At 47.9% G+C, this 22,171-nt stretch carries 23 protein-coding genes; 20 read left to right on the forward strand and 3 right to left on the reverse strand.

Going from position 1 to position 22,171, the window contains the following annotated elements; all coding sequences use genetic code 11:
* Window positions 1-8: 8 nt before the first annotated feature.
* Window positions 9-545, reverse strand: coding sequence for a hypothetical protein (locus KQI79_RS16060; RefSeq protein WP_216539255.1), 537 nt, complete (start codon window positions 543-545; stop codon window positions 9-11).
* A 224-nt stretch (window positions 546-769) separates the two neighbouring features.
* Between KQI79_RS16060 and KQI79_RS16065 the strand changes: the two genes are divergently transcribed.
* The 6 genes from KQI79_RS16065 to KQI79_RS16090 all read left to right on the forward strand — a co-directional run bounded on the left by KQI79_RS16065 (window position 770) and on the right by KQI79_RS16090 (window position 5,227).
* Window positions 770-1,060: a YerC/YecD family TrpR-related protein gene (locus tag KQI79_RS16065; RefSeq protein ID WP_216539256.1), complete on the forward strand. Its 291-nt coding sequence runs from the start codon at window positions 770-772 to the stop codon at window positions 1,058-1,060.
* A gap of 2 nt (window positions 1,061-1,062) precedes the next feature.
* On the forward strand, window positions 1,063-1,908 hold the full coding sequence (locus KQI79_RS16070; RefSeq protein ID WP_253298193.1) for a sirohydrochlorin chelatase: 846 nt from the start codon (window positions 1,063-1,065) through the stop codon (window positions 1,906-1,908).
* A gap of 14 nt (window positions 1,909-1,922) precedes the next feature.
* Entirely contained in the window at window positions 1,923-2,825 is a 903-nt protein-coding gene (locus tag KQI79_RS16075) for a diacylglycerol kinase (protein WP_216539257.1), read from the forward strand.
* Between the two features lie 78 nt (window positions 2,826-2,903).
* Window positions 2,904-4,448, forward strand: a complete 1,545-nt coding sequence (rlmD, locus tag KQI79_RS16080) for a 23S rRNA (uracil(1939)-C(5))-methyltransferase RlmD (RefSeq protein WP_216539258.1) — start codon at window positions 2,904-2,906, stop codon at window positions 4,446-4,448.
* A 129-nt stretch (window positions 4,449-4,577) separates the two neighbouring features.
* Window positions 4,578-4,826 (forward strand): hypothetical protein, encoded by a 249-nt coding sequence (locus KQI79_RS16085; protein WP_216539259.1) that lies wholly within the window; start codon window positions 4,578-4,580, stop codon window positions 4,824-4,826.
* Window positions 4,827-4,930: 104 nt separating this feature from the next.
* Window positions 4,931-5,227: a hypothetical protein gene (locus KQI79_RS16090; protein WP_216539260.1), complete on the forward strand. Its 297-nt coding sequence runs from the start codon at window positions 4,931-4,933 to the stop codon at window positions 5,225-5,227.
* Window positions 5,228-5,263: 36 nt separating this feature from the next.
* Here KQI79_RS16090 and KQI79_RS16095 read toward each other — a convergent pair whose 3' ends face one another.
* Both KQI79_RS16095 and KQI79_RS16100 read right to left on the reverse strand, forming a co-directional pair.
* Entirely contained in the window at window positions 5,264-5,959 is a 696-nt protein-coding gene (locus tag KQI79_RS16095) for a helix-turn-helix domain-containing protein (protein ID WP_367398207.1), read from the reverse strand.
* Window positions 5,960-6,133: 174 nt separating this feature from the next.
* Window positions 6,134-6,403 (reverse strand): helix-turn-helix domain-containing protein, encoded by a 270-nt coding sequence (locus KQI79_RS16100; protein ID WP_253298194.1) that lies wholly within the window; start codon window positions 6,401-6,403, stop codon window positions 6,134-6,136.
* Between the two features lie 470 nt (window positions 6,404-6,873).
* On the opposite strand from KQI79_RS16100, the gene KQI79_RS16105 reads away from it, so the two are divergent.
* The 14 genes from KQI79_RS16105 (at window position 6,874) to KQI79_RS16170 (ending at window position 22,166) form a co-directional block, all read left to right on the forward strand.
* Window positions 6,874-8,010 carry a stalk domain-containing protein gene (locus tag KQI79_RS16105; protein ID WP_253298195.1) on the forward strand — a complete coding sequence of 379 codons (1,137 nt, stop codon included), beginning with the start codon at window positions 6,874-6,876 and terminating at the stop codon, window positions 8,008-8,010.
* A gap of 88 nt (window positions 8,011-8,098) precedes the next feature.
* Window positions 8,099-10,045 (forward strand): stalk domain-containing protein, encoded by a 1,947-nt coding sequence (locus KQI79_RS16110; protein WP_253298196.1) that lies wholly within the window; start codon window positions 8,099-8,101, stop codon window positions 10,043-10,045.
* Window positions 10,046-10,561: 516 nt separating this feature from the next.
* Window positions 10,562-11,296 (forward strand): hypothetical protein, encoded by a 735-nt coding sequence (locus KQI79_RS16115; RefSeq protein ID WP_216539263.1) that lies wholly within the window; start codon window positions 10,562-10,564, stop codon window positions 11,294-11,296.
* A 17-nt stretch (window positions 11,297-11,313) separates the two neighbouring features.
* Window positions 11,314-12,264: a DNA adenine methylase gene (locus KQI79_RS16120; protein ID WP_216539264.1), complete on the forward strand. Its 951-nt coding sequence runs from the start codon at window positions 11,314-11,316 to the stop codon at window positions 12,262-12,264.
* Window positions 12,265-13,322: 1,058 nt separating this feature from the next.
* Window positions 13,323-14,012, forward strand: a complete 690-nt coding sequence (locus KQI79_RS16125) for a hypothetical protein (RefSeq protein WP_216539265.1) — start codon at window positions 13,323-13,325, stop codon at window positions 14,010-14,012.
* Window positions 14,013-14,221: 209 nt separating this feature from the next.
* Window positions 14,222-14,914 (forward strand): hypothetical protein, encoded by a 693-nt coding sequence (locus KQI79_RS16130; RefSeq protein ID WP_216539266.1) that lies wholly within the window; start codon window positions 14,222-14,224, stop codon window positions 14,912-14,914.
* Between the two features lie 304 nt (window positions 14,915-15,218).
* Window positions 15,219-15,815, forward strand: a complete 597-nt coding sequence (locus KQI79_RS16135; RefSeq protein ID WP_216539267.1) for a recombinase family protein — start codon at window positions 15,219-15,221, stop codon at window positions 15,813-15,815.
* Window positions 15,816-16,204: 389 nt separating this feature from the next.
* Entirely contained in the window at window positions 16,205-16,447 is a 243-nt protein-coding gene (locus KQI79_RS16140; RefSeq protein WP_216539268.1) for a hypothetical protein, read from the forward strand.
* Window positions 16,447-17,985, forward strand: coding sequence for a recombinase family protein (locus KQI79_RS16145; protein WP_216539269.1), 1,539 nt, complete (start codon window positions 16,447-16,449; stop codon window positions 17,983-17,985). Before KQI79_RS16140 ends, KQI79_RS16145 begins: the two co-directional genes overlap by 1 nt.
* A 353-nt stretch (window positions 17,986-18,338) precedes the next feature.
* Window positions 18,339-19,166, forward strand: coding sequence for a ParA family protein (locus tag KQI79_RS16150; protein ID WP_213411716.1), 828 nt, complete (start codon window positions 18,339-18,341; stop codon window positions 19,164-19,166).
* A complete protein-coding gene (locus tag KQI79_RS16155; RefSeq protein ID WP_216539270.1) occupies window positions 19,114-20,058 on the forward strand; it encodes a ParB/RepB/Spo0J family partition protein in 945 nt (314 codons plus the stop codon). Before KQI79_RS16150 ends, KQI79_RS16155 begins: the two co-directional genes overlap by 53 nt.
* 83 nt (window positions 20,059-20,141) lie before the next feature.
* The gene (locus tag KQI79_RS16160; RefSeq protein ID WP_213594294.1) at window positions 20,142-20,312 is read left to right on the forward strand and encodes a hypothetical protein; all 171 of its coding nucleotides are present in this window, start codon (window positions 20,142-20,144) and stop codon (window positions 20,310-20,312) included.
* A 30-nt stretch (window positions 20,313-20,342) separates the two neighbouring features.
* Window positions 20,343-21,434, forward strand: a complete 1,092-nt coding sequence (locus KQI79_RS16165) for an SAF domain-containing protein (RefSeq protein WP_216539271.1) — start codon at window positions 20,343-20,345, stop codon at window positions 21,432-21,434.
* Window positions 21,435-21,443: 9 nt separating this feature from the next.
* Window positions 21,444-22,166: a hypothetical protein gene (locus KQI79_RS16170; protein ID WP_216539272.1), complete on the forward strand. Its 723-nt coding sequence runs from the start codon at window positions 21,444-21,446 to the stop codon at window positions 22,164-22,166.
* Window positions 22,167-22,171 lie beyond the last annotated feature (5 nt).

Below are 22,171 nucleotides of genomic sequence, written 5' to 3' on the forward strand. Positions count from 1 at the left end.
GCGGCCGCTTATTTGCGGCGCCGCACACCGGCGTTTTTTGTCGGTTTCCGGCTTGCGCCGTTCGTTTTCTTCACGCTCGTGCCATGGTATTTCGCGCCCTGTCCTTGTCTGCCGTTGCGTCCGGCCGTGCGGCGGCGCGTCGAACTGCCGGCGCGGCGGCGTCTGCGGCGGCGCGGCCTCCATTTGTCCACTTCGGGATCTATCGTTTTTTTGACTTTGGCTTTGCCGGGGAGAAACATATCCATCATCAGTCGCATTACGGGAGCCATTTGTTGTACGCTGGACATAATTTTTTGCACTTTGCCCATCGTGGAGACGATTCCTTCGATTCCTCCCATCCGGTCGATAATGCCCTTCAAGTCCCCCAGATTGGGGAAACCTCCGGCTTTCGGAGCAGCCGCAGCGGGAGCCTGAACGGGAGCGGGGTTCGCATATGGCACAAGCCCCAACTCCTGGGGTGGAGCATAGGGAACGAGACCGGTCGTATTCACTGCATTATATGGATTGTAAACGCCCTGATAAGGCGTTTCGCGATAATGATTCATCGCATTTCCTTCTTGGGGCATGGGATCACTTTCCTTCCCGATTAGTTTTCTTGCTCTATCCTATGTGGTAGGCTAACATAAGGATTGGACGTATGCCCGGTTCGCTGCGGTGAAGTTCACCTTTCAATTCTGTAAAGCATGAAAACTTTACAGCTTGAAAAGGGCTTGTAAACTAAGTACAATTAAATTACAAGTGATAGTAGAATCGGCAGGGGGCTAAGACGATGCAATTGAAAAAATTAAACGATAAAACGGTCGATCAATTGTTTGAAGCGATATTGACATTGCAAAGCGTTGAGGAATGCTACATATTTTTTGACGATTTATGTACGGTGAACGAAATCCAATCTTTGTCCCAACGGCTCGAAGTGGCCCGCATGCTCGGGAAAGGCTGCACGTATAACCAGATCGAGGCGGAGACCGGCGCGAGCACGGCAACGATTTCCCGCGTGAAGCGTTGTTTGAATTACGGCAACGACGGGTATAGAATGGCATTAGAACGATTGGAGCAGTAATCATGAAAGCGGGCTTCCTTATTATCGCTCACGGCTCCCGCGATCCGGGCTGGGTTCGGCTCGTCGACGAGGCTGTGCGCCAGGTGAATTGGGCAGCGATAACGCGCAACGTCCGTCTATCTGAAGCTATGGCGGATGCGGAGCGCCGGGAGGAAGCGGGGAATTCTTCGTTTGAAGTACCCTTCGAAGTTTCTTTTCTTGAGATCGTGGAAGGCCGCTTCATTCAGGACGGCATCGATCGGTTGGAAGCGCAAGGCGTTACCGACTTGTTCGTCATTCCGTTCTTCGTCTCCTCCGGCAGCACGCATGTCGATGAAATTGCATACGCTCTCGGGGCGAAGGAAGCTCCGGACGCGCCGACGGATTTGCCGCCGTTTCGGGTGGACGCGAACGTTCATTTCGGGCAGCCGATGGACGGGGATCCGGATTTGCTCGCGAACATTATCGTCGATAAGGCGCGGGCGTTGTCGGTGCATGCCGAACGGGAGGAGATACTGATCGTTGCGCATGGCAGCGATCTGCCTCTGTTCCGGGCAAGATGGGAGGAAGGACTGCGGCGCGTGGCGGCCTATGTTGCCGAACGCGGCGGATTCGCCGCGGCCGGGTATGCGCTGCTGCTGCCCGATCAAGTCAGGGAGAAAGCGCGGTTGTGGAAGGAGAGTACGGCCCTTGCGCCCATTGTTATGCCGCTTTTTTTAAGTCCGGGATATTTTACGGGCCATGTCATTCCGGAGCGGCTGCAAGGCGCGGCTTATCGATACGACGGCAACGCGCTGCTGCCCCATCCGCTCATACCGCGGTGGATCGAACGGCAGGCGGCGGCTTTGTTGAAGTTGAATAATATGTAAACGGAGACGTTCGGATGATCAAAAGAGCACGGTTCATTTATAATCCAACTTCCGGCAGGGAAGAAATAAAAAGACGGCTCGCCGATATTTTGCAACGGCTCGATATGGCCGGGATTGAGACGTCCTGCTTCGCGACGATGGGCGAAGGCGATGCGACCCGCGCGGCCGCCGATGCGGTGGACCGCGGCTTCGATTTGATACTCGCCGGAGGCGGAGACGGAACGTTATATGAAGTGATCAACGGGATGGCGGAACGGGAGAACCGGCCGCCGCTCGGCATTTTTCCGCTCGGGACGACGAACGATTTCGCGCGTGCGCTCGGGATTCCGCGCCATTGGAGCGATGCTTGCGATCTCATTATTCGCCAGGAGACGCGGGCGATCGATCTCGGCAAGGCGAACGACAAATATTTTATTAATATTGCCGGGGGCGGGTCGCTCACGGAATTGACGTACGAGGTGCCGAGCAAGCTGAAAACGATGATCGGCCAGTTGGCTTATTATATGAAAGGCTTGGAGAAAATGACGCATCTGCGTCCGTTCGAGCTGAAAGTGCGCGCTGCCGGCGTAGGGGAATTCGAGGAAGAGTTTATGATCTTCCTGATCGCCAACACGAACTCGGTCGGCGGTTTCGAGCGGCTTGCGCCCGAGGCGCGGGTGGACGACGGCATGTTCGACGTATTAATGCTCAAGAAATGCAATTTGGCCGAGTTTATCCGCATCGCCGGCATGGCGCTGCGCGGAGAGCATTTCAGCGATCCGAATTTGCTTTATTTTCAGACGAATCGGTTGGAAGTCTCGACGCCGGGCCATGTCCAGTTGAATTTGGACGGCGAGATGGGCGGCACGCTGCCTTGCACGTTCACGATGCTGCCTTCGCATATTCGGATCTATGCGGACAGAGCTTCCGAGGATTAATTCATGTGTCGCTGCATGGCGACAGTATGATCGTGATTGATATTAGCTTACGAGAGCAGTTGGAGCGGATATAAACGTATGAACGGGAAGAATGGAAAGCAAGGCGCGCGCGGGAAGCGCCAACGAGGCGGGGCTGCGGATTTGTCCGGGGTGCCTGTCGCCAAAAACGAGGAAGTGACGGTCGACATTGTCGGCCTCACGCATGACGGGGAAGGGGTAGGCCGTACGGACGGCTATACCCTTTTTATTCAGGGCGCGCTGCCGGGCGAACAGGTGCGCGCGAAAGTGTTGAAGGTGAAGAAGCAGTACGGCTACGCCAAGCTGCTTGAAGTGCTGCGGGCAAGCGCGGACCGGGTCGAAGCTCCATGCCCGATATACCGCCAATGCGGCGGATGCCAGCTGCAGCATATGTCGTACGAGGCGCAGCTGGATTGGAAGCGGCAGCATGTCGTCGATACGCTGGAGCGGATTGGGAAGTTCGCGACGGTGATGCCGGAAGTTGCGGCATCGGAGCGGCGACCGGCCGATCTGCAGGAGATCGGCGGCCCTGGCGGGAATGCGGCATTCAGGACGGATCGGGACACGGCTCCGGATGCCGTTGTCGTGCATCCGACGATCGGCATGAGCGATCCGTGGCGTTACCGCAATAAGGCGCAAGTGCCGGTGGGCGTCGTGGACGGCGGTCTGGTGGGCGGTTTCTACGCGCGCGGCAGCCATCGGATTATCGATATGGAAGCATGCTTGATTCAACACGAACATAACGACGAGGTCGTGCGTCAGGTGAAGGCGATCGGGCGCGAGCTCGGGATTGCGGCGTACGACGAGGAGTCCGGAACCGGGCTGCTGCGCCATGTCGTCGTCAAGATCGGCTTCCGCACCGGCGAGCTGATGATCGTGCTCGTCACGAACGGAGAGCGCATCCCGCGCGCCGACGAGTGGGTGGCGCGAATTCGGGAGCGGGTGCCGGGCGTGGCCAGCATCTGCCAGAACGTCAATACGAAGCGGACGAATGTCATCTTCGGCGATACGACGAAAGTGCTGTGGGGGCGCGACGTGATCTACGATTCGATCGGGGACGTGCGTTTCGCGATCTCGGCGCGTTCGTTCTACCAGGTCAATCCGGTGCAAACGGAGATCCTATACCGCAAGGCGGTCGAATACGCCGGATTGACCGGCGCGGAAACCGTCATCGATGCCTATTGCGGCATCGGGACGATATCGCTCTTCCTCGCGCGGTACGCGGGGAAGGTGTACGGCGTCGAGATCGTGCCGGAGGCGATCGAGGACGCGCGCGCGAATGCGGCGTTGAACGGCATCGTCAACGCCGAGTTCGCGGCGGGCGCGGCGGAGGACGTCATGCCGCGCTGGCAGGCGCAGGGCGTGTCGCCCGACGTCGTCGTCGTCGACCCGCCGCGCAAAGGCTGCGACGCGCGCCTGCTCGAGACGCTGCTCGCGATGCGCCCGGAGCGCATCGTGTACGTCTCGTGCAACCCCGCGACGCTCGCGCGCGACCTGCGCGCCCTCGCCGACGGCGGCTACCGCGTCGCCGAGGCGCAGCCGGTGGATATGTTTCCGCATACGGTGCATGTGGAATGCCTAATATTGATGGTACGCAAAGAATAGATGAGATGTGACAGGTTGGCTCAAAGGAAGTATTGAAGAACACCAAGCAATATAAGCTTTATTAAGACTTGCGGATACCTCCCAATCAAGTTACAACAAACAACAACTTGTTCCTTGGGAGGTTTTTACATGACCACTATTTCTCATTTATGTAATGATACACGTGAATCGTGCCGCAGTTCACTGGTCGGCATCGAACTAGACGACACACAGACACAAATGCTACTATCCATCGTTCGAAAGCATTGCAAGCTCGCTCTTGAGCATAGCCATGCGAATACGACCCGAGAGCGGCGGCAGGAAATCATCGAAGAAATTCAGAGTTTACGTTCGATCCGTGACGATCTAATTGAGAAATGGCGAGAACAGGTAAATTGACTAGATTAAATCCAGAGCACGAAGACGAACCGAAACTCGTCATTGAAAACTATCCCCTTCTACGGTAAGATCAACGAACTTTTACCTCAGGAGGGGATTTTATTTTGGAACAACAGCCTTTACCAGAATGGATCAAAGCAGCGTTTGATGGGCGCTTTAACGAACAGGCAAATATTATCGGGAAAATGCCTGAGATTGAACCTTTAAGACTGAAACAAGTTGAACTGGAGAATCAGTTGAAAGAGGTACTAAGTCCTCAACTTTATCAACTCATTCTTGGATGGGAAGAAATTTTAAACTACCGCCATACACTTGAAAAGGAAAGTCTATATTATGCTGGGATCACTGATGGGCTGCAGATATGGAAGCATCTTTTGAATGGCATCTCGAAACGACTATGATAGCAGATGAGCCGCCAAAGAATGAAGCTGGCGGCTCTACTGTTTCTTCTCTTTTATCAGTTCGTTTCCGTTAATGCCAAGAAGCTCATAAGCTTGTTGTACCATGTCTTTGTCTTTCCCAAACAGCGGATTGGAATGTTCGTATATGCCGCTCTCCATTGTCACGTGCCGAAGATTATGAACCATGAACTCCGAGTTGCAAAGTACAGCGACTTTCTTAGTTGACCTTAAGAGCTTCTGCTGAAACGCAACTGCTTTCTCAGCAACCTCAGGAGAATAGACTACAGGTTCCCCGTCTGCGGCTAGCATGTCGCGATGATCCACTAGAAGATTCATTTCCCCTTTGCCAAAACTGTTGCAAATCCCGATCAACGTTCTATCCATGTAATCAACATCTTGTGGAGTCAGAAGACCTTTTACTGAAAAAGCTAATACTCGAGTCTCAGGATCAACGTGGTATTGAAATCGCTTTAGAAATGGCTCGGTGAAATCCCTCTGTTGGTATGCAGTAGTTGCTGAAAAACGTTCACCAGAGAACATATATTCAACCGAAACCTTTAGTGCAGCCGCGATCTTTTGAATATTTAAGATGCTGATGTTCCGTTCGCCGCGCTCTACACCGCTGATATAGCTCCGATCAAGCCCAGAACGATAGGCTAATATTTCTTGAGACATGCCCGACCGAGCCCTTAATTCTTTACAACGTTGACCAAAATCATGACGTATATCCACAACCAAAATCCTCCCAAACATAACCAATTCCTATTAAAAAATATATCGGCAATTTGGGACTAAAGTTGTATATCAATTTGCGAATGGTACTCATCGTCAACTGAAAATTAGTTCAACCTTAGATAAAATTAAAGAAATAGAGCTATCAGCGATTGGCTGATAGCTACTAAGACTTTAGTCAGCATTGGTACTAGATTCTTTAAGATTTTCATACTCTGCTTCGATAATTTTGAAAAAGGCTGAAGGTTTTATTTGAAGCCCTTCGCAAAGTTCAAATATCTTGCTGACGGATGGTTCGTTCTTGCCAACTTCTATAAGTGATATGTAGGCACGGTCGACTTCGGTAAACCCTGCGAGATCCTCTTGACTTAATCCCTGCTTTAATCGAATTGCTTTAATGGTCTTGCCAATGACTTGTTTTATGATTAAGGAATGGTCATTCAAGGGAGAAAACTCCTTTTACAACCATTGTCAGTACGCTATAATAGAAACACCAGATCGAGTATCCAACAAAAAGTAAATTATTGTAAATTAAATTAAATAGGAATGTGCGTTCGTATTGGTTGTGATCCTACGTAATGGTTTGAGAAGCCTATCCGAACCACTGAAAACCATCGAATGCCATCAATGCCTATGGAAAAATGCAAAGTTTGGCTTTCTAAATTGGGATAAATATGAGGGTTTTTTTCAGAAACAACTAGAAACATCGATCAATTTGGGAGTCATCGGGGGATATAAGACAAATTGGTTTAGTGGAGTCTCGGAAAAATCGATGATGCTCAAGAGGGGAAGAGTTGGACAACTGGACACCACGTAGATTTAGGTCGGACTCTCCCCTTCCCATAGTCACATAGTCACTCGGCTCGCCGCAGTCTTGAGCTGCTTATCACAGTATACATATTGGAGGTATGTTCATGGTCATCCGAAACAGTAAGATAGTTTCCACAGCCCTCGGCGCAGCTTTAATCGCGTCCATGTTGGCTACAGGCGGCACAGTCGCCGCGCAGGGTAAATCAGGCGAGGTAAGTATTCAATCCGCCACACAGCAATACAAGGCGGTCACCGTCATCATTGACGGAAAAGTTCAGCAATTCCCGCAGTCAGCGGTCGTAAAGGATGGTAGCACTTTAGTGCCGCTCAGGGGTATCTTCGAAGCATTAGGAGCTAAGGTTCTTTGGAACGAGGCTTCGCACTCGGTAACAGCAACAAAGGGCGATACAGTTATCAAGCTAACAGTCGATCAAAGAACAGCTTACATAAATGATCGCGCTATTGAGCTATCCGCTCAGGCGCAAACACTCAACGGTTCAACGATGGTGCCGCTTCGTTTTGTCAGTGAAGCACTTGGGGCGGACGTAAAATGGAACGGAGATACATACACAGCGACCATCACAAGCAAGGGCGGAAGTGGTCAAGCTAATCAAGGTTCAGGACAAGTCGTTTTCGGAATCAAAGTGAAATATGGCAAGCATCATTACGGCTCTAAGAATCAAGCTGAATACGATGAAGTAATGGCGGTGTTAGAGCAGGAAGTGACTAGTCGCCTAAAGACCGTTAAGGTTGGCGGAGATCGTTACGCTGAATATTACGAAAGTTACTGGGATGGAGATAGGGCTTCGAATTACGAGAGAAATACGATAGAGAGCATGGGATTAACTAGCGCTGAAAAGAACTTTAAAACTTTAGTCGATTTAGGGCTGGAAAAAGAGAAAATCATGGATTTGATGAAACTCTCCATCGTAGGAGTAGATTTGATAGGTACTTCTAAAGTTATAGATGACGGCTCGCCTAACTCACTTGCTGATCTTCTTATAAGGGGAGTACGTGATTGTGATCCCGAAGCCTATCTTTACTCTGCAATCTTCGATATGTATGGCTATAACACTGCTGTTATAGCCGGGGATAATCATGCTTCTGCTTTCGTCCAAATTAATGGTGAATGGGTAGCCCCCATGAATGGAACGTTTGCTAAGTCGGATGTAGCGTATCTTCTTTCGCAGCCGGGTTTCTATTTTCTATCTCCCCCGACATTCGGCGGCACCATAAAATAAGATGATTTTCTTTTTTAGAAGGAGCAGACGGATGCAGTATTCCTTCTGCTTCTTCTATTTTACCGAGATGGATCTACGGAGGGGTAACATGAAAACGAAAAAATTAACAGCAGCTTTGCTTGCATTCTCATTGGTGCTTGGAGGCAACAGTGTTTTTGCAGCATCGAGCAATAATCCAGTTCAAATCGCTTCTTCTGACATTGAATATTCAAAGGAAGCGACTGAAGCTTTGGATTACATTAACAAAATTCGTAAGGATGCGGGACTCGGTGAAGTTAAGTTGAACCCGTTCCTTACGAAAGCGGCTGAAAACCATGCGAACTACTTGAATGCGGGGAATCCTTACGATCACGATGAGATCGAGGGAAAGAAAGGTTTTACTGGTGTGACTCCTAAAGATAGAGTTTTGGCTGTCGGTGGTGATGATACGCTTGCTAGACGAGCAGGAGAGGTTATGCTGATTGATGGATCATCAGTAAAAGACTCTATTGACCGCATGCTTGATGCAGCTTACCACAGACGTCCATTCCTGATTCCTTCTGCTGATCAAATCGGTGTAGCTTTTGTAAATAAAAGATTTGTAATGGTCGATGTGGGCTTTAAGGAAAACGGGGATTCCTCACTTTACCCTTATGATGGGCAGAAGGACGTACCTACAACGTTCCTTGGTGCTAGTGAAGATCCAAACCCGTTAAGACAATTTGGTTTGACGAAGTCGGGTTATGTTATTTCGATGTATGTACCGTACACGTTAGACACTAAAAAAATCGATGCGACTATCAAGGACAGCAAGGGAAATAATGTTCCTTATTACGCTGAGTGGTATTACGGTTTCTGGTTCTTCTACACTAAAGAGCCATTCAGAAGCAACGAAAAGTACACAGTTTCGGTAGACTATAAACCACTATATAACCCTGAATTTGAAGGTAAAACTCTCAACAAGACTTGGTCTTTCTCGACTATTGCGAACGTTTCTTCCGGCGGCTCCAAGAGTGAAACAACTTCGCCTAAGCCTGAAACGCAATCCAATAATAAAGAGGTCACTGTCCTTATTGACGGGGTCAAGCAGACGTTTGACCAGCCCGCAGTCGTAAAGAATGGAAGCACACTTGTACCGCTTAGGGGCGTGTTCGAGGCGTTGAAGGCAGATGTTAAATGGGATCAACCTTCTCAAACGGTCACCGCCAACAAGGGTGATACGACCATCAAGCTCACCGTTGGTCAGTCTACGGCGATAGTCAATGGCAAGAAGGTGACTTTGGCAGCGAAAGCTGAGGTCATCAATGGCTCGACTATGGTTCCTCTCCGCTTTGTGTCAGAGGCATTGGGTGCTGATGTGAAGTGGGATAACGCTACTTCAACAGCGACTATCACAAGCCCTGCAGGTAATGTGGGTGGCGGTAATGGTGGAGGTCAAGTCGATCAAGGTGGTTCCCAAGTTGTCAACGGAATCAAGGTTTCCTACGGCAAGCATACCTATGCAAGTGCTAACCAATCCCAATACGATCAAGTAATGAAGATCGTTAATAGTGCTGTTGCCGAAACAAAATCCAGTGGTACGTTGGTGGATTATTACATTCGTTATATTGATGGGGATAGAGCTAGTAACTATGCTCCTAATACTGACGAATTTATGGAATTAAAGATCGCTGAGAATTCCATTGGTCAGCTTGTTTCAGCGGGAGCTACAAAGGAAGAAATAACACAGGTTTACTTAGGGGCAAAAACAGGAAGTAATCTTCTTAAAGGAGTGAAAGATGTTGGCGTTGGTGATCCGATCTCTGCGTATGATGCCTTAGTAGGAGGGGTCACAGATTGCGATGCAACGGCACAAACATACTCTGCAACTTTCGACTCCTTTGGTTTCAGTTCTGCTGTTCTAGGTGGAAGTAACCATGCGGATGTGTATGTAAAAGTACACGACACATGGTTCAAGTACACTTCAGGAACGTTTACAAAAGTTAATCTTAGCAAGATTCCTTCCACTATGACTATCTTCTCTCAACCTACTTTCGGACCAGAACTTACTAAGTAAGTAGCTCAGAGTTTGGGGATAAAGAGGTGGTGTTCTTCGGAGCATCACCTCTTTCTTATTGAACAGACTGGATGTTCAGATGGGTTGTTGATTCCTTGGGCGGGATTTGTAATTTAAAATGTCGCAGCACGTTACGTTCATGGGTGATCATCTAGTAAAATCTTGAGTTATATTTGCTCGGTTTGTATATTTTATCTACGCCGACAGTTAGGTTTTGAAAATAGCAGTCTTTTATAGGAAATCGGGCATTTTTCATGGAGTTACTGTGGGGCACATGTTTCCAAACCCTCCGATCCGTATTCTCTATTTGGGGTACTTTTTGACGCAGTTTGACCGACTCTCTCGCGACATTTTTATGCTTGGTAGCAATTAGGATGTATCGGCTCATTTAGTCGGCTATCTTAATTATGGATTCCCCTTCTCAGAAATATTTGATACAATTTACCTAGAGAGATAGTCGACAAGCTTCACGTTCTCTGCTTTAGGTGCGATAAATTCAACGAGAGGAGAATCTTTATGTTACAGTTGGTCAAGGAGCGCAGCAGTGCCGCAGCAAGCGCTCAAGGCAAGGAAATGGCGAATCCAGTAGCTGATCTATGGGAGATCGAGCTTTTATATGGCAAGCATCCATCATATACGGAAAGTACGTATGCTGTAAGGTTTACCACAAAGCTCGAGGGTGGGGCTTCGAAGTGCTTTTTGGTCATCGATTTGCGTGATCGGTTCGATGAATATCTCAGAGACTTAAATGTTTTTGGGAGCATGGAGAAGAATGAGCTACATAAAACCATCGACTATGTGAAGCATCTTAAAATAAACGGTATTTTCAGGAGAGTGCCGAACCTATTGGCTGAGATGGAAGGCTCGGCAAGCATGGACGAGAGCTTGGAACTGTTCGAGATGATATCAGATGCGGTTCTTAGCGATCCAGATGCTTTCCCCACGATCAGTTCGGATGCTTATAAGCATGGTGTGTCATCGGGGGTACGACTTGACACGGAGCAGTACGCAGAAAAGTATGGCAGCAATGTGGTTGGTATTACGACAGAGGCGCTAATGGAGATTCTGAATCTGGAGGGCAGTACAAAGAGCGTTCGTTTTATGGAGATCACTCGGGGCTGGCGTGAAGGTGGTTATTTACTCAAGCTGAGTCGTCAGCCGCGCTTACAGGAGCCTGTAAAGCCTAATATTAGCTCCAAAGAGGTCAAGCGCTTCTACATCTTCAGGATCGATGCGCTCGGTCAAGAATAGCTCTTGGAGGGGGTACAATGGGCGCTGTTAGGCGTGAGCGCAGTTTAGCAAATAATAACGGGCATCCACACTCGGTTATCAGTTATATTGGTGGAAAATCCGCTTTAATCCCCAACATCGTGCCTATAATCACCTATGCGGCGCAGGCTTATGGGCTAACTCATTACTACGAGATGTGCGGCGGTGGCGCGAGAATGCTGTTGAATCTTCCAATAAATCTTTTTGAGCATCGTTTGTTCAATGATCTTGATCGTGGTTTAAGCGCACTTTTTTGTTGCCTTGGGTCTAAGGAATATCTCTATGATCTAATGGCTTTGTTGGAGGACTTGGGGGTTGGAGAAGAGGTTTTTCTTCGTGCCAAACATGCAAGGGAGTACGAGGCGCGTATGCTGTCGCAGGGGTCGGACTTCAGGCTTGATAACGTCACATCGGCAGCTTATGTTTTCATTCTCGCCATGCAGTCGAGGGCGGCGGATATGGAAACCTTCGATTTCTCGCGGGTGAAGGATCAGAAACGGCTCCGTTCGTATTTCAAAAGAGTGCGGGAACTGGACTTGTTCTATTCGACCTTAGCGGATATTGAGGTTACTCATGGAGACTGCCGCGAACTGTTGAAATTGTTGAATGGCAGGGATGATGCATTCGCCTACCTTGATCCTCCGTACACCCCTGACCAGATGGTCTTAAAAGATCACTACGGTGCAAGATCTTGGACTCTGGTCGCTCATGAGCAACTGGTCGATCTGTTGCTCGACACGAGTGGATTAAAGGTGGCACTTAGCGGCTATGACAATCCTTGCTATGACAGACTAGTATCTGCGGGCTGGCAGAAACTGTACCTCAAGAATGTTTTTGTAGCGTCTAGCTCCGAAGCGCGGCGCCGGAATGATGAATATCTCTGGATTAACTTTGACATTCCTGCTTCCCTTCTAGACCAGATATCCGAGTTTGATTATACATCGTGGTAGTGTAATGGTTCTGAAACCATTCAAATGGTTTGTAAAACCTATGAATCCATTCTAAAACCATCAAAGCCATTAAAACCTATCGAAATGTGCTTCCTGTTTGTGCTCATGTTGGAGGCACATTTTTTTTATTTCCCTGTAAGAAGGCTTAACTTTAGGGAAAGTAAAACCGAGTTAGAATATATAAGAGGGCATAGGAACGCGGAAGATCGAGCAAAGAGGCAACATTAAAATGAGTGCAACACAAATCGGTTAGGTCACCTCAATGAAGCAATTCCCCTCCCCTCTCACATTAGCGTCCTCCCCGCGACTTCCCTATAATTTCGCCAATATCGGTTGCGCGGCGCAATAATAGCGCTGGTAGAGTTTAAACGTGGTAGGCGTAGTTCGCCCGCCGCGCCTTCGCATACATGCAGTCATCACCTTTTTCGCCAGTTAACTGTGCTTCAGTGATGGTTTGGCGGCGGTCGCCATACATAATTCGCAGTTTCGATGGTTTTGTAGGCAGTTCGGCGGATCGCTTTCCTTCCTTATCCCCTGAGGGGTACCGTTTAAAGCCGAACTTGGCTTGGCAGCTAGGCGCGTGAAGGCAAGTCATCGCCCAATCATGATCGTATGCGGCTGATAGCTCGTTCTGATCGCCAGTTTTATAGGGAATTAGTTGAAAAATACAATCTGGATGCAGATCGAGCGTGTCTGCACTCAGATTGTATTTTTGTTTTCAGGGGTAACGCTTTTTTACGGAAACTTTTCGCCGCCGCGCATCTGAAAGGACAGTAGCAGCTACGTTACTCTGAAAGCGTACTCCTACAAAAATCTCGGTTTCGCTCTTGTTGTATTTCCGCGAACGCCGAACGCCTTGGTAGCACTGCATTACCTCCTGCACTAATGAATGTAAACAAATATTAGGGCTGATTTATAGGAGTACGCTTTCACTTTTTGTCGGAGTCCTCCCCCTCTCGCCAATCAAAGCGGTCAGGGGTACGGATTATGCTTTTTCGTTTGGAGTTTGTCTTTTGCACTACCAGAATTTCGCCAGAGGCGAGAAGGAGGAATTAGGTATGTTGATTTTCAAAGAGCTAGCCGAAGAGGTTAGCGAAGTACAGAATCGGCTGGCAGTATGGGATGAGGGGCTAGATCGAACCCAAGATGAGAAGAAGCTGGACTTGCTCTTGCGGCTGGTCGCCTTTACCAACAGCTACGTATGGTTATCACATGGGAAGTCGCGGGAGAAGCTCGCTTATTTCTTGAAAAACGGGTACGACTACCGCGAGACGGCGGAAAAATTCGGAGTATCGGTCAAGTCCGTGCATGCATCCGTCTCCTATGCAGCTAATCGCCTGAAAAAGCGTATTGGGGTAGCATTGGAATTGTTGCGTTCGGGTGATCTTGTCGCGGCGGAACGGGAGTTTGCCTTGGGAACAGGTGCTTATAACACGAATCTGTTTATCAGTGCGATCCATGATAGGTTCGCCCCTGTAAAGCAATCGGGGGTAGACCTTAGCACTTGCGACAAGGAACTTGGACTTTTGTATCGCTTTACGCATCACCACTTCGGTCGGGTTCTGGATGCTTTAGATCAGCAGAAGCTGGAGCATCTGCTGTTCGTTCTATCGCATAATGATCGCAGCTATGTGACAGAGCGCTCTATTCTTTTCCGCTGTTTGGAAGGCGAGTTTTCTCCTGATGAGGCGCTAGCTCTGTTGCGTGATTTTAACATCTACTCTGCGCCATCTCTATTTGAGGATTGAGGTGGGGTATGGTTATGGACATGGATATAAGTTCTCATCCGTCTTGCTTTGAGTACAGGGGCATAGATGTATTCATGCCTGGAGCATGCGTTAATAATCGGTTGCACGCCTATTTGTTCAGGTTAGGTCAACAGCGGAAGCGACTCTATAAGTTTAACTGCCCACATCCACAGCCGATAATCGGTTCGGATGATGTGAGGGGTATCAGCTTGGATGGTTTGCCGCTAGATACATGGATTGCAAAATGCCAAGCCTTATTCTTGGCTCAAGGCGGCATCCAGTTGCCCGCTGGCTTTGTAAATGACCATCGGGAATCGCTGGTTAGCTCCTATTTGCTGGGCAGTTCCCTTTGCGTAGCGGAGTCAAAATCGGGTGGGCTTTGGGAGTATAGTTTCGTGACCAAGAGTCCTGAGATTCTACGGGCGCATGAAGATCAATTGGCTCCAACTGATCGTAAAAAAGGGTTCGACCGTTTTTCCGAGCAGCTTTCGACCAGTTACAAAGAGCTAAGTAGCGGTTCATATACCACAGTCAGGCTTTTCGCGGATGTAGATGGGGTTCGCCTTAGCAAGCGAACTTTAGGCGTAAGCAGTTCGCGTTTCCTATTCCCTTATTACGGGGTGAACAGCTTTGCTATGCGGTTGAAAAATACTTTGGAGCGACAAAAAGTACGGTTGACCTATCGTGATACAGGAGGCTTGCGCCCGCCGCTGGTGACTACGCTCGATACTGGCGTAGTTGCTAGCTGGCTTGGTACGACTCCGACAAAGGCTGAACTGACAAAGTGGGCGGATTGGCTCAATCCATCCTCTATGGGGTACATGTCGCTTCCCGATCTTTCACATCGCGGTCAGTTTGTATCAGTGCCGATTCTTCATATAGAGAAGGTGGAACGTTGCTAACGTTTCATAAATAGAGGTTATTGGCTTCTTCCTATTTGCTTGCCCTTGAGGGGATTCGGGAATCCCTTTAAGGGTATTTTCTTTTGCTTTGGGAGGTTCAAAAACTATTGATACTGCTCCCGCTAAAAAAAGCGAGTTATTCGGGTTCCAAATGGGTTGTAGGTGTTTCAAAAATATTCCCGTTAGCATTTTCCCACAAATCCTGCAATTTGTTTGGGACAAATCTTCCCGATTTCCTTGAGATTAAGTTTTGGTATCGGATATATTTCTAGTCTCCTTATAACCGTAAGGAGGCTGATAAAGTATGGCGAGTAAGGTTTGGGGGTACGTGAGAATCAGCAAGGCAGTTGGACAGGTAGAGGATCGACAGGTTGATCTGCTCATGCAGGAGTATGGTATTCCTGAATCCGATATTTTCATCGATAAGATGAGCGGCGTACGCTTGGATCGGTCGGCTCTGGCGGAACTTCAGCGTATCGTTCGCGGGGGTGATGTCATTGTGGTGGAATCGTTGAGCCGCATATCGAGAAGCTCAAAAGATTTATTGACTTTGCTTTCCGATTGGGAACTAAGGGGAATCACATTTATTAGCCATAAGGAGAAACTAGATTTCAGTTCAACGACAGGCAAGCTTATGCTCACATTGCTTGCCGCTCTTTCCGAGTTTGAAAGAGAAACATTGCGTGATCGTGTTCGAGAAGGGCTTGCTTCCGCTAGAGCCAGAGGTCGAATTGGAGGTCGTCCAAAAACCGATAAGAAGGCTTTGGAAAAAGCGGTAAAGCTTTATGAGGCGAAGTCACACTCGATTTCTGAGATCGTTTCGATCACCGCTGTGTCCAAGTCAGTTCTGTATCGGGAGTTGAAGCGGCTACGGCAACAGGAACTGATTGAGAATACGTAGAAAATTGCAGTTACATCTTCCGAGATCATTCATTATTCGGTCTTGAAGATGCTATAGGCTGAAAATTAACAGCTAGCAATATAGTTTTCGCCTAGAAAGTATGGTGTTGCGCGAATAATTGGTGGTTCTGGTCGGTGATAAGGCAGGTAAGCGGAAGACACTTCATTGAGGTGTTCTGACGCAGACCTGTCTTTTTACGTGGGCTTATTGCTCTGTTGGGGGTAGCAGAGACGTGGCGGGGGCAATATCCCTGCAGCTTAAGTAATTATTTGGTGGAAAATGCCTTTAGATCACTGTGAGAAGCCGAATTTCAAGAGTTTTTCGCTGATATTTCCCATAGCACTCAGGTGAGCGGTTGGCTCCCCAATCCAATGTTGAGGTGAGTGCAGATGGAGAAGAAATCAAAGAGCAATATGGAAAATAATGTAATAGGAACTGATGTTCCTATAGTGGCTGTTGATGTATCGAAAATAAAAGTTTCACGCAAGTTTGTCGGTGATGAGCCGCTTGAGGAAATTCTTACTTCTGTATTCGAGAATCAAGTTGACAATTTAGTTTACAAGTATTACCATTCAACACGAGCTAAAACTGTCGCATCTCATACAACTCACTCCGAAGGGAATGAATTGTGATGAGCCATGTGAGAGCTAGAAAATATTTGAGATATGTGATCTATGCAAGGGTAAGCACCAAGTTAGACAGCCAAAAAGATAGTCTTGAAAGTCAAGTATCGTTCTTTGAAAACTATATAAGGGAAATGGGCGGGGAACTCGTAGGTGTATATGCCGATGATGGGATTACGGGAAAAAGTACTGCACGTCGTAAGGAATTAAAGAGACTCTTGAAAGATGTTGAACGTGGAACAATTGATGTTGTCCTCATTAAATCTTTATCTAGACTGTCAAGAGACACCTCTGACACGCTAAACATTGTTAGAAAACTTCATAGCAACAATGTTGAACTGTTTTCCTCTAGAGAAGGATTAATTAAAGATGAGATGATGTTGTCCGTTATTTCAGCGGTCAATCAGCGGCAGAGCGAAGATACATCGTATAATGTCAGTTGGGGGATCGCTGTAAAATCAAATGCAGGTATTTTTCATGGGACTGCTCCTTTCGGTTACGATAAGGTCAAAGGCGGAAAGCTTGTTCCAAATACTGAGCAGGCTCTCACGGTAAAATTGATATTTGATCTGTACCTGAATAAAAATATGGGATATCTGGCAATAGCCAACTATCTAAACGAAAAGGGAATTCCGTCTTCGAGAAAGAATGGGCAGAAATGGCATGATTCATCAGTGCGAATATTACTTTCGAACCGACATTACACAGGAGAACTGGTTCATGGGCGTTCGAAGGTTGATGGAAAGGATAAAATTCACCTTCAGGAAAAAGGTTATAATAAAAGACAGATTATTGATGAGGGCGACTGGATTGTTATTCCTAACCATCATGAACCAATAATTACTAGAGAACAGTTTAAGGCAGTTCAAGAAAAGAGACATGAAAAGGCTGAACGGCGTTTTCGTGGCAAAGGGAAGAAGTCTTTATTTGCTAGAGTGGCATTTTGTGCTGATTGTGGCAGTGGTATGAATTATATCAAGGGGAGCCAAGGCTATGTATGCGGTTCGAAACATAGACCTGCAGATAAGGAATGTACTCGTCATTTCATTAAGCACGCTGTGCTGAAAGAAGCGGTTTTAAATGATTTGCGCAAACTGTCTGGCAATACAGTAGATCGGAATTCTCTGGTTCACAATGCTTTAAAACAAGTAAATGTGAAAATTACCCAAGCTAAAGAAGAATTAAATGAGGTAAATAAGCAGTTGAGGCATTTGCAAAAAGATCGTATGGAGCTTGTTGATAAACTGTTGAACAAGACGCTGGATGATGAAATATTCAAAATGTATAATTCAGGTCTAAAGACGAAACAAGAAACACTTGAATTAAGGGTAAAGGAATTGGAAAACATCATTTCTCAGGAACAGGAAAACGAAGGCTCCATACATGCCTTCCAATTAGAAGTTCAGCGTTTTACTCAACTGGAAATTTCGGATGAAGAGATCCTTCGAGAAGTGTTTCATCGATTAATTCACAAGGTCGAAGTATTTGAGGATGGTAGTATAGAAATCCACTATAATTTCAAAAATCCGTTGTCGCTGGGGGCGTAGATTGCCCCCTTCCATTATATCAATAATAAGCATTCGACACATGTGGAGTGCGTAATAGGAATATGTCGAGACGATACGTAGAAGTGCTGAATTATCAGTATTCTGCAAAGTATGCTTCGTTTACGACTAATGGAAAGGACTACAGGAATAAGGTGTTAAACGATAAAATCGAGGTTTCTATTGTTATCGACTTGGAATGGATAGATACACCTAGTGATTTTTAATTGAAAACAAGAATATCCAAGAGAGCGTCCTTATCGGGCGTTCTCTTTTTATATAGATATTTCTTCAAAGAGCCAGTTGTCCTGAATCTCTCAGGCAGCCGGCTTTTTTCATGAAAGGAGGAACAGCGAATGACGAAGGTGATTGCTCTTGCCAATCAGAAAGGCGGTGTCGGCAAAACGACTACGGCTGTTAATTTGGGTATTGGCTTGGCGACTGAAGGTAAAAAGGTTCTTCTAGTGGATGCGGATGCACAAGGCAATTTGACAGATGCGTTGGGTTACCGCGAACCGGATAATTTGTCAATTTCTTTGGCTACACTGCTCGTTAAAAATATGTTGGAAGAATCGTATCCGCCCCAAAAAGGCATTTTGCACCATCCCGAAGGGATTGACCTAATGCCCGGTAACATCGAATTGTCTGCTGTTGAAGTCTCGCTTGTCAATACAATGAGCAGGGAAACGATCTTGCGCTCCTATATAGACAAGGTGAAAAAGGACTATGATTATGTCCTTATTGACTGTATGCCCAGCTTGGGCATGTTGACCATCAATGCACTGGCGGCCGCTGATAGCGTCATCATTCCGGTTCAGGCGCATTATTTACCGGCGAAAGGAATGACGCAGCTTTTGCAAACCGTTTCCCGTGTCCGACGCCAAATCAACCCGAAGTTGCTGGTAGATGGCGTGCTGCTGACGATGGTGGACAACCGGACCAACTTTGCCAAGGATATTTCCTTTGTTCTTCGGCGTGATTATGGAGACAAGCTGCGTGTGTTTCAAACGGAAATTCCGCTTTCCATCCGTGCGGCGGAAACGAGCGCCAAGGGGAAGAGCATTTATAAGCATGATCCGAACGGACAAGTAGCCGAAGCGTATGCGGCATTTACAAAGGAGGTGAAGGGTATTGGCAAAGAAAGACGACAGACGCGCCAGCATCAAGCTGACCACAGTCGATGATTTGTTTTCGACCGATGAGAGCCGCGCCGATGCACAGCGGGAAAAAGTGATGGACATCCCGTTGTCAGAGATCAGCGATTCCCCCGATCATCCATTCAAAGTAAAAGCGGATGAAGCGATGCTGGAAATGGCAGATAGTGTGAAGCAATACGGCGTATTGGTTCCTGGATTAGTACGTCCGAAGACAGAGGGCGGTTATGAGATGGTCGCCGGACATCGGCGGAAAAAGGCGAGCGAGCTGGCGGGTATGGAAACGATGCCTTGCATCGTCCGCGAACTGGACGACGATCAAGCGACCATTATTATGGTGGACAGCAACCTGCAAAGGGAGCATATAGCGCCTAGCGAGAAGGCGTTTGCTTATAAGATGAAGCTGGAGGCGATGAATCGTCAGGGGCAACGTACTGACTTAACTTGTTCCCAATTTGGGAACAAGTTTGAAGGAAAGAAATCAAGCGAGATATTAGCAGAACAAATGGGAGAAAGCAAAAATCAAATATTTAGATACATTCGCTTGACTCATTTGATCCCTTCCATTCTTGAAATGGTAGATGAAAAACGGATCGCGTTTAATCCGGCTGTCGAGTTGTCTTACTTGGCCGAAAAAGAGCAGCAAGACCTTTATGAAACGATGCAGTCCGAAGACTGTACGCCTTCTTTGTCACAAGCGCTGCGTATGAAGAAACTGAGTCAGGGCGGACGGCTCAATATGGATGTTATCTTCTCGATTTTGACGGAGGAAAAGCCCAATCAGAGGGGAAAAATGCACATTCAGCGGGAGCGCATTGATCGCTTTTTTCCTAAGAATTTTACTGAAAAACAAAAGGAGGACCTTATTGTCCAATTGCTTGAAAGCTGGCATCGCAAGCGGCAGCGCGAACATGAACGATAATCTTAAGCAACATGCACAAAAATAGCCATTCCTTCCTCTCCATAGCCGGGGAGTTTTTTTGTGCCTACGAGGAGGTGACTGAGATGCTCTTTACGGAAGGGAAATGGCGGAAATACGAACGGTTAATGAAAGAAAGGCCCGGCTTCGACCGCAGAGAACCGGAAGATGAATCGGAACGTTCCAACACAGCTAAAGGGGAACGGAGAAAACGAAGGCGAGACAAGCGGAAAAGCAATAAGAACGAAGGAAGTTGAAATTCATTGGTATAGAAAGGAGTCGTGAGCATGTCTTGGACCTATCGTCATCGCAAGATGTTGGTGATCGCTGCCATTTTGATCGGCATTCTTTTGCTCGTGTCGGCTGCCATTTTTCACTTGATGAGACAAGCTGAACAACAGCAGGAACATCAGGAAGTGATCGCCCATTATGAGAGGCAAATAGAACAGTTAACAGCGATTAAAGAAGAATCGCTGCAAACGGTATGGACCGTGGCTCGAACCATTCCGGCCGGTGACCAGATCGAACCTGAAGACGTCACAGCAATGACCCTGCCGACCGCATTGGTTTCGCCCGAAATGATCGTTAAGGAAGAAGAGGCGGTCGGTAAACATGCCAAAGTTGAACTTCGCCCGGGAATGCCGCTTCTTGCTTCTGTGTTGTATGAGGGCAACCCAATTGCCAAGGATGTGCGGACACAAGAGTTTCAAATCATCCAGCTTCCGTCGCATCTCGGAAAATCACAGTATATCGATGTGAGGATCAACTTCCCGACTGGCGAAGATTTCGTTGTGCTTGCCAAAAAGCAGGTGCTTGATCGCGAGGGAACCGTCATTTGGCTGGAGATGAATGAAACCGACCTGCTGCTCACATCAAGCGCGATCATCGATGCCTATTTGCAAGGCGCAAGATTATACGCAGTGCCCTATATCGAACCGGGACTGCAAGAGGCAGCGACGGCGACTTATCCGGCCAATCCGATGGTGTTGGATTTATTGGAGCAAAACCCGAACCTAGTTGAGCAGGTTTCTACTGAACTGGCTCGTCAGCAACGCGAAAGGTTGGAAAGTAACTTAAATGAAATGAGTGAAGCGGACAAGATGCGGGTGATGTACGGCAATGTCACCGTTCAGCAACAACTCATGAATGAACGGGCCGCAACACAGCAAAGCAATGCCGCTCAGCAAATGCCGCAGCCCCCTAGTTTCCCGGAGCAGGATGACCAAGAGTCGGTGCAAGGAGAAGATGAACAGCCGCCTTCTTCCCTTCCGGTCGTGGTAGAAGAAGAATCGCCCGAAGCGACGTTGCCCGATCCACCGCCAGCGTCCGAGCCAGAGTCAGAAACGGACCCGGATTATTCAGAAATCTTCAATCAATAAGGAGGAACCATGAAAAAGATTGTGTTTTTAGGAGCGCCGGATAAAAGCCATGTGCTGTTATTGCTAGGCAAACTCCTGGCCGCAATGGATTACAAGGTGCTGGTGGTGGACTCTACTCTCGCGCAAACGACACAGGGATATTTGCCGCAGGAAGAATTACGCGCTCCGCTCTACGAGTTTGAAGGCATAGACGTGGCCTGTGGTTTTATCTTGTTTTCGCAGTTGGAACGATACTTGTATCAAAAAGCAAGTGGCATGGATTACGATGTGATGCTGATGGACACCGACCATACCGAAATGGTCAAAGGGTGGGAGTTACCCCATTACGACAAGCGGATCTGGTGCAGCAATTTCAACCGATTGACCATGCAGCGAAATGTCGAATTGATGCAGCGGTTATGCTTGCATGAAGCACAGAATCAACCGGTATCGTTTTACAAGATGATGCTATCCGTTGTTCCTCTGACTGTCACCGAGGCGTATCTCGATTCCGCCTTTGCTCAGCAGACCATTCGCTGGGAGGAAGCGGTTTTTCGTTTTCCGCTGGATGAGCGTGATGTATCCGCCGAGCTGGAAAACCAGCATCATGGCCGCATCGATGTGAAGGGACTATCGGGAACGTACCGCCGCACGATATGGGAGATGGCACAACAGTTGTTTGATTGGGACGACAAAACCGTTCGCAAGGCATGGAAGCGACTTCGCCAAGAACGCGCTGCCTTCCGTCGCTAATCAAG

It is taken from the genome of Paenibacillus sp. MSJ-34 (genome assembly GCF_018918005.1).
Lineage (GTDB): Bacteria > Bacillota > Bacilli > Paenibacillales > Paenibacillaceae > MSJ-34.

What these genes read in the sequence shown, in the direction of transcription:
- KQI79_RS16160 (WP_213594294.1), top strand. Translation starts at nt 20,142, where the DNA reads ATGCTCTTTACGGAAGGGAAATGGCGGAAATACGAACGGTTAATGAAA.
- KQI79_RS16075 (WP_216539257.1), top strand. Translation starts at nt 1,923, where the DNA reads ATGATCAAAAGAGCACGGTTCATTTATAATCCAACTTCCGGCAGGGAA.
- KQI79_RS16145 (WP_216539269.1), top strand. Translation starts at nt 16,447, where the DNA reads ATGAGCCATGTGAGAGCTAGAAAATATTTGAGATATGTGATCTATGCA.
- KQI79_RS16140 (WP_216539268.1), top strand. Translation starts at nt 16,205, where the DNA reads ATGGAGAAGAAATCAAAGAGCAATATGGAAAATAATGTAATAGGAACT.
- KQI79_RS16135 (WP_216539267.1), top strand. Translation starts at nt 15,219, where the DNA reads ATGGCGAGTAAGGTTTGGGGGTACGTGAGAATCAGCAAGGCAGTTGGA.
- KQI79_RS16065 (WP_216539256.1), top strand. Translation starts at nt 770, where the DNA reads ATGCAATTGAAAAAATTAAACGATAAAACGGTCGATCAATTGTTTGAA.
- KQI79_RS16165 (WP_216539271.1), top strand. Translation starts at nt 20,343, where the DNA reads ATGTCTTGGACCTATCGTCATCGCAAGATGTTGGTGATCGCTGCCATT.
- KQI79_RS16115 (WP_216539263.1), top strand. Translation starts at nt 10,562, where the DNA reads ATGTTACAGTTGGTCAAGGAGCGCAGCAGTGCCGCAGCAAGCGCTCAA.
- KQI79_RS16150 (WP_213411716.1), top strand. Translation starts at nt 18,339, where the DNA reads ATGACGAAGGTGATTGCTCTTGCCAATCAGAAAGGCGGTGTCGGCAAA.
- KQI79_RS16170 (WP_216539272.1), top strand. Translation starts at nt 21,444, where the DNA reads ATGAAAAAGATTGTGTTTTTAGGAGCGCCGGATAAAAGCCATGTGCTG.
- KQI79_RS16120 (WP_216539264.1), top strand. Translation starts at nt 11,314, where the DNA reads ATGGGCGCTGTTAGGCGTGAGCGCAGTTTAGCAAATAATAACGGGCAT.
- KQI79_RS16085 (WP_216539259.1), top strand. Translation starts at nt 4,578, where the DNA reads ATGACCACTATTTCTCATTTATGTAATGATACACGTGAATCGTGCCGC.
- KQI79_RS16070 (WP_253298193.1), top strand. Translation starts at nt 1,063, where the DNA reads ATGAAAGCGGGCTTCCTTATTATCGCTCACGGCTCCCGCGATCCGGGC.
- KQI79_RS16060 (WP_216539255.1), bottom strand. Translation starts at nt 545, where the DNA reads ATGAATCATTATCGCGAAACGCCTTATCAGGGCGTTTACAATCCATAT.
- KQI79_RS16125 (WP_216539265.1), top strand. Translation starts at nt 13,323, where the DNA reads ATGTTGATTTTCAAAGAGCTAGCCGAAGAGGTTAGCGAAGTACAGAAT.
- KQI79_RS16110 (WP_253298196.1), top strand. Translation starts at nt 8,099, where the DNA reads ATGAAAACGAAAAAATTAACAGCAGCTTTGCTTGCATTCTCATTGGTG.
- rlmD (WP_216539258.1), top strand. Translation starts at nt 2,904, where the DNA reads ATGAACGGGAAGAATGGAAAGCAAGGCGCGCGCGGGAAGCGCCAACGA.
- KQI79_RS16105 (WP_253298195.1), top strand. Translation starts at nt 6,874, where the DNA reads ATGGTCATCCGAAACAGTAAGATAGTTTCCACAGCCCTCGGCGCAGCT.